We start from the raw sequence: 7,724 nt of genomic DNA on the forward strand, positions 1-7,724 counted from the left end.
GCGCCTGTCGAAGAGGATCGGATTCAGCATGTACGGCATATCGCGATCACGCGGTGCTGTCGACCGGCGGCGAAGAGTCGCACTCGGGGTGTCGACGGTTCTGGTCGCCGCACTGTTGCAGGCGGTGGCGCTCACACCGACGGCGGAGGCTGCGGGCAAGGGACTGCCCACCGTGTCGGACCCCGACAAACCGGTACCGGTCGGCGCCCCCATCAAGGTGAAGCCGCGCACCACCATGAAGGGGCCCCGGACCCCCGCAAAGAAGCCGAAGGCAGCCTGGCCCGAGGCAGGGTCTGCTCTGGTCGACCTCAAGGAGCCGACGGCGAAGGCCGGCAGCCCGGTGCCGGCCAAGGGGCTACCGCTCAAGTTGAGCACCCCCGCGAAGCACGTGAAGTCCGCCACCGGAGGGCGGGTCCAGGCCCGTGTGCTCGGCAACGACACCGCGCAGAAGGCGGGCATCGACGGACTGCTGGTCAGCCTCGAAGCCCAGGACAAGAACGCCTCGGGCACCGTCGGCGCAACCGTCGACTACTCGTCGTTCGCTCAGGCGTTCGGCGGCTCCTACGCTTCCCGTCTGACACTCGTCGAATTGCCCGCATGCGCGCTGACCACGCCTGCAAAGAAGGCATGCCGGACGAGCACCCCGCTTGCCACCACCAACGACACCGAGAGCCAGACACTCACCGCTTCCAAGGTGTCCGTCCAGTCCGGCGCCCCGACCGTACTCGCCGCCGTTGCCGACGACAGTGGTAAGACCGGGGACTTCAAGGCCACATCGCTTTCCCCTTCGTCGACCTGGAGCACCAATCTCAGTACCGGGGACTTCAGTTGGTCGTACAACATCCCTGTCCCTGCCGTACCCGGTGGCATGACTCCCGGCGTGGGTCTGTCGTACTCCTCGGGGAGCATCGACGGGCGCACCAGCAACACCAATAACCAGTCCTCCTGGGTCGGTGACGGATTCGACCTGTGGCCCGGATCCATAGAGCGCCGCTACAAACCGTGCGCCGACGACGGGCAGAAGGCCGATGACGGCGTCAACAAGCCTGCCGACATGTGCTGGGGTTATGACAACGCCTACATTTCCCTCAACGGCAAGGGCGGCGAGCTCGTACCCGTAGGGGACGATGCATGGCGGCTGAAGAAGGACGACGGCACCCGCATCGTCCGGCTGAAGTCGACCAACCGGGCCAACTCCGATGCCGACGGCGAGTACTGGCGGGTCACCGATCCGAAGGGGAACCGCTACTACTTCGGCTACAACCGGCTGCCGGGCTGGGAAGACGGCAAGGAGACCACCGACTCCACCTGGAGCGTGCCCGTCTACGGCGACGACTCCGGTGAGCCCTGCCACAAGGACACCTTCGCCGACTCCTGGTGCCAACAGGCCTGGCGCTGGAACCTCGACTACGCCGTCGACACCCACGGCAATGCCGTCGCGTACTACTACAACAAGGAAGAAAACTCCTACGGCCGCAACCTGAAGGCTGCCGACGACACTCGCTACACACGGGGTGGCTACCTCGACCGCATCGAGTACGGACTCAAGTCCTCCTCCATGTACTCGGCCAAGGCTCTGGCCAAGGTCGACTTCGCCAGCGCCGAGCGGTGCATCCCCAGCAGTGCCACGGACTGCTCCTCGATTTCCAAGGACGCCTTCTACTGGTACGACACACCGTGGGACATGAACTGCGACGCGGGCACGGACTGCGACACCAGTTACTCGCCGACGTTCTGGACCCGCAAGCGGCTCACCGGAATCACCACCCAGGTCCTCAAGGGTGACGACTACAGCACCGTGGACTCCTGGGCCCTGACCCATCGATGGGGTCAGGCCGACATCGACTACCAACTGCTACTCGACTCGATCCAGCACACCGGTCACACCGACACCACACCGATCACCCTGCCGAAGACCACCTTCGCCTACACCCAGCTCGAGAACCGTCTAGACAAGATCGGCGACGGATACGCCCCGTACATCAAGGCCCGACTGTCCACCATCGCCGACGAGTACGGCGGACAGACCGACGTCGACTACTCGGCGCCCGCCTGCGACACGACGGACCTGCCGACCCCGCAGACCAACACCACCCGATGCTTCCCTCAGTTGGTGGGAGGCTCGGACAAGGAAGACCCCGAGCTGCAGTGGTTCAACAAGTATGTCGCCACCTCGGTGACTGCCACCGATCGCACCGGCGGCGCACCGGACGCCGTCACCACCTACGAGTACCTCGACGGTGCGGCCTGGCACTACGACGATGACGACGGCCTGACCAAGGAGAAGAACAAGACCTGGTCGCAATGGCGCGGCTACGGCCACGTCCGGGTCAAGACCGGTGGACAGGGCGGCGGCACCGCACTCAAGTCCCAGGCGGACAGCTACTTCCTACGGGGCATGGACGGCGACCGCAAGGCTCCCTCCGGCGGCACCAAGTCCGTCACCGTCACGCTCGGCGCGGACGAAGGCGACCCGATCACCGACCACGAGTCGGCGGCCGGTTTCGCCTACAAGACGGAGACGTACTCCGCTCCTGGTGGCAAGATCCTTGAAAAGGCCATCCAGCGCCCCTGGCACCACGAGACCGGCAAACGGGAGCGCTCCTGGGGCACGGTGACCTCCAACTTCACCGGCACGGCACACATCCGCACGATGACCTCGCTCGACGACGGCGCCGGATCGAGCTGGCGCACCTCCGAGCAGGCCATGACCTACGACACCGTCGCCGGCCGGCTCACCTCCGTCGACGACCACGGTCAGCTCACGGTCGCAGACAACACCTGCACCCGTAGCACCTACGCCACCAATTCGGATGACAACATCCTGACTTTCCCGTCCCGGCAGGAGACTGTCAGCGGCGACTGTTCCGACACGCCTGATCGCGCGAAGGACGTCCTCTCCGACGTCCGCATCGCCTATGACGGTGGAGACTACGGGGCCGCGCCCACCAAGGGTGACGTGACGGCGACGGCCAAGCTCAAACAGCACGACGGCACCACAGCCACCTATCTGGAAGGCGGCAGCACCTACGACTCCTACGGCCGCCGGGTCACCTCCACGGATCTCACGGCCGACGTCACCGCAGCCGAGGGCGGTACGCCCATGCGGACCGCTCGTCAGGACGGCCTGACCAGTACCACTGCCTACAGCCCGGCCACCGGCTTCCCCACGACTATCACCACCACCACTCCCCCGGCCAAAGCCTCCGACCCGACGACCGCACAGCGCAACGTCACCACGCTCGAGACGTTGCGCGGCCAGCCCATTTCGGACAAGGACACCAACGGAAACGTCACGACCTACACCTACGACGCACTAGGGCGCAGCGACAAGGTCTGGCTCGCCGACCGCAGGACGACCCAGACGCCGTCCTACGACTTCGACTACTTCGTCGAGGAGAACAAGCCGGTCGCGGTCCGCACGCTGACTCTTGACAACGGAGGGGCGCAGCTCCCCTCTTACGCCCTCTACGACGGTTTGCTGAGAGCCCGTCAGACCCAGGACGTCGGCCCTGACGGTGGCAGCCTCCTCACCGACAACTTCTACGACGAGCGCGGCCAGGTCGCCAGGACCTTCGACACCTACTACACCACCAAAGCCCCGAGCCGCGAGCTGTCCAAGCCCGCGGACGCCCTCAGCGTCGAGACACAAGCCTGGCACGTATACGACGGCCTCGGTCGTGAAACGGAGGCCAGAGAGGTTGCCGGAAACGGCGACGGCGGCAAAGTCCTGGACATCACCCGGACCCTCTACGGCGGCGACCGCACCACAGTCATTCCGCCCGAAGGCGGCACCGCTGTCACCACACTGACCGACGTCCGCGGGCAGACCACGGAATTGCGCCAGCACCACGCACGTAGTGCCGACGCGGCCTACGACACGACGGCATACACGTACACACCGGCTGGAAAGCTCGCCAAGGTCACCGACCCGGCCGGCAACGAATGGAGATACACCTACGACCAACTCGGGCGGCAGACGAAGTCCGTCGACCCCGACAAGGGAGCTACCGGCACCTGGTACGACGACCGCGACCAGGTCGTCACCACGACCGATGCCCGCGGAAAGATCCTTCACCACAGCTACGACCAGCTCGGACGCCAGACTGAGCTACGGGACGACAGCGCCACCGGCACCCTGCGGGCCTCCTGGCTCTACGACACGGTCAGCGGCGCCAAGGGGCAGCTGACCTCCTCCACCCGCTATGTGGACGGCGCCGAGTACACAAGCAAGGTCAACATGTACGACCGGCTGTACCGGCCCATACGCACCGCCATCACCATTCCAGACACCACAGAGAACAAGGGCCTGTCCGGCACCTACCAAGTCGGCACGAGCTACAAACCCTCCGGTCTGACGGCAGGCGTCTCCTACTCAGCGGCCGGCTCACTACCCGGCGGCTCCTACTCCTACAGCTATGACGACACGCTCCGCCCGACCTCGATTCTCGGCAACGGCTTCAAGGCCGACACCAGCTACTCGCTGACCGGCAAACCTCTCACCTATCTCTACGCCTCCACCGCGAGCGGCGCGAAGCCCGCGCGGGTCTCCAACACCTACGAGTGGGGAACTCAGCGCCTCGCGACCTCCCGCGTAGACCGTCAGGACGTCGCCGGTGTCGACCGCTTCGACACCTACCATTACGACGAAGCGGGCAACGTCCTGTCCGTCTCCGACGTCTCCCGGGCGGGTACCGACAATCAGTGCTTCACCTACGACTATCTGAGCCGACTTACCGAGGCGTGGACCGAGGCTGACACCACCTGCGAGACCACCGCTTCGGCGAGTGCGGTCGGAGGAGTCGCGCCGTACTGGCAGTCGTACACCTACGACAAGGTCGGTAACCGCAGGACGGAAACGCTTCACGACATCGCCGGTGCCTCCGGCAAGGACATTCAGCGCACCTACACCTACCCGGCAGCCGGTGCCGCACAGCCGCACACCCTGACGGAGGTGAACCAGACCGGTCCCAGTGGCACAGCGAAGACCAGCTATGCCTACGACGCGACGGGCAACACCATCGGTCGGACGATCTCCGGTGACACCCAGAAGCTGGAGTGGGACCCCGAAGGCCACCTCGCCAAGGTGACCCAGCCCGTGGCCGACAAGCCCGACGAGGTCACGTCCTACCTCTACGACGCGGACGGCAACCGTCTCATCGCCCGCGGGCCGAACGAGACCACCGTCTACCTCGGCGGCACCGAACTGGTCCTAGCCAAGGGAGCCACAGCGCCCAAGGCCACCCGCTACATCGACCTCGGAGGCGGAAGCCAGGCCGTCCAGTCGGACGACGGCAAGGTCAGCATCACCGTCGCCGACCATCTCGGCACCGGCCAACTGGCCATCAGCATCGACGACCTCGGTCTCTCCCAGCGCCGCACACTGCCCTTCGGCGGGAAACGAGGCGAGAGCACCGGTACCTGGCCCGGCACCAAGGGTTACGTCGGCGGCACCGACGATACCGAGACGACGGGCTTCATCCATCTGGGCGCACGTGAGTACGACTCGACTACCGGCCGTTTCATCTCTGTTGACCCGGTTTTCGATCTGGCTGACTCGCAGCAGATGAACGGTTACGCATATAGCAATAACAACCCTGTCACACTCAGCGACCCCGCAGGCCTCTGCGCTGACATCGACTGTCCGACCCGCCCTGGCCCCGGCTATGAGAACACCACCCCGGGGCACGAGCCCGGGGGTCCAAAAAGATCTCAGAACACTGCCTTCGCCAGCAACCACGTTAGCTGGTCAGCGCCCAACACGGATACAAGCCCGGCTGAGAACCTCATTCGAACTCCAGCGAAAAAAGCCGAGGCAATTCCCGCAGCTTTGGCGGGCGACCTCTACGCCATCCTAATGTGGTACATCAAGGACTACCGCGAGAAAGCAGCCGCAAAGACCACCGCAGGCCTGAGTAATAGCAATTACACACTGGTCGTCTCGCAAGTAGACGTAGATGAGAAACTCGGAGAGCAGGGAACGAGTTCTCGTTACATCGTCTTCTCTAGCGCCGGAATCCCAAAGGATCTAGAAGCAGAACTGGAAAAGATGGGCGTGGCTGTCATAAAAGCGGAAAAACAAGGGGTGCATGCCGAAATCGTTGCCGGCAAGTATAAGGCGGACGTCAATATGCAAAAGCAAGATTTGGGCGGGAAAATCGTCAAGGTGCACAACGCTTACGTAACCACCCGCATCTGCGGAGCCGAGTGCTCCAAAAGTTTTTCAAAGTTTCTCGGCGTACCGGAAACCGAAGCATACGCTCACACGAATGGAGTGCTGTACGATCGCACGGTCAACAAGTCCTACCTGAACGAATTGAGGGAGACCCCTGGGCGCGGGAGGGCCATGCCGGTTGTCACCAGAGCCATGGCCAAAGGGGCCCTTCCCGGACAATGGGACTTCTCGGTGAGATCAGGTCGAAGCAAACGCTGAAGCAGGAGCAACCATGGGACGACTAGTAGAGCGAAAACTCGTCACACTACACACAGAGGTTGGGCGCTCGCCCGTGCCTTTGCTGGGCGTCGAACAAAACGGAGAGCCACTTCTCGTAACTTCGCTCTGGGATGGGTCGCAGGTGCGCCGATGGGACCTGAACACTGGGCATTCGCTCTGGTGTTGGGACGAGGGTCTACCGGGATGCAACGACCAAGTGCTTGTACGAGGTCCCGACGATGACGTGTGGCTAGTCATCGCTACAGAGGATGGCATCGAATGGTGGGATGCCCGAACCGGCCGTCATCGTCCAGATATGACGTGGGAGGGGTGGACCATCTGGGATCTGGCCACAGGATGCCTACCTGACGGTCGAACGGCACTCTTCGGGGCTGGCCAAAACGGCGTAATTTATCAGTGGGATATCGCCGACGGCGCGATGGTCTGGAGTTCTCAAGAGACGGAGCACCCAGGCAGCATGATGGCGGTGGAGATGGTGCCATCAGGGGGCGGCGCTGCAGTGATCGTATCGGGTGATGACGCCGGCCGAATCTGGCGCTGGGATGCCATGACCGGAGAACAGTTGGGCGATGCCGTTGCGGCACACACTTCTCCGGTGCGCATTCTTGAGGCGTCTGCCTCATGGGAAAAAGCGGTGTTCTTCTCCACTGACCAGGACGGCCTGATCTGCGGTTGGAACGCTCTCACAGGCGTAGCGGTGGGACCGACAATCAACACAGGCGCCCAGGTGTTCTCGCTCGCTACTGCGACAGTGGGAGACACGGAAGTTCTGTTCGCAGCCGGCGTTGATGCGACCGTTCGGGCCTGGCAGGCGAGCACCGGCGACCCAATCGACCTTTCTCTCAGCGGTAGCGTCGTAAGTACCCTCAGCCGGCCGGAAGGAACAGTGCTCCTCGCCACCAGCACCGCCACAGACGGCGTCACAGTCCACGAGTGTGCTTTCCCCATTTCTGCTCGTCCTCCGGTTCCGGGATGACCAAGGCGACGCCGGGCCCGGCCCGGCCTGGTTCGAAAGCGACGGGCCGGGGCCACTCATCCGCGCCCTGCTCGGCAGCCCGGGAGGACCGCATCTGGCGTTTCCCACGCTCGCGGGAACGACCGACGCGATCGGCGCCCTCGCTGAGCCGGTGCCCATCCCATGGGACTGTGCTGACTGCCTGCCGACCCGGCTACTAGTAGTGCTTCGTTACGTTGGGTGATCTCGCCTGGTGTTGGGCATCTTCTCGGTATGAGGTTGGGGGAGGTGGAACGGCTCCGGGGTGAGTTGGCG

At 64.0% G+C, this 7,724-nt stretch carries 2 protein-coding genes; both read left to right on the forward strand.

Going from position 1 to position 7,724, the window contains the following annotated elements; all coding sequences use genetic code 11:
* Window positions 1-28 precede the first annotated feature (28 nt).
* Window positions 29-6,433 carry an RHS repeat-associated core domain-containing protein gene (locus tag IO29_RS13965; RefSeq protein ID WP_078618503.1) on the forward strand — a complete coding sequence of 2,135 codons (6,405 nt, stop codon included), beginning with the start codon at window positions 29-31 and terminating at the stop codon, window positions 6,431-6,433.
* Window positions 6,434-6,749: 316 nt separating this feature from the next.
* Window positions 6,750-7,430, forward strand: a complete 681-nt coding sequence (locus IO29_RS38520; protein WP_158709380.1) for a WD40 repeat domain-containing protein — start codon at window positions 6,750-6,752, stop codon at window positions 7,428-7,430.
* The last annotated feature ends 294 nt before the right edge of the window (window positions 7,431-7,724 follow it).

The sequence above is a fragment of the Streptomyces sp. NRRL F-6676 genome (genome assembly GCF_000725625.1).
In the GTDB taxonomy this organism is placed as follows: domain Bacteria; phylum Actinomycetota; class Actinomycetes; order Streptomycetales; family Streptomycetaceae; genus Streptomyces.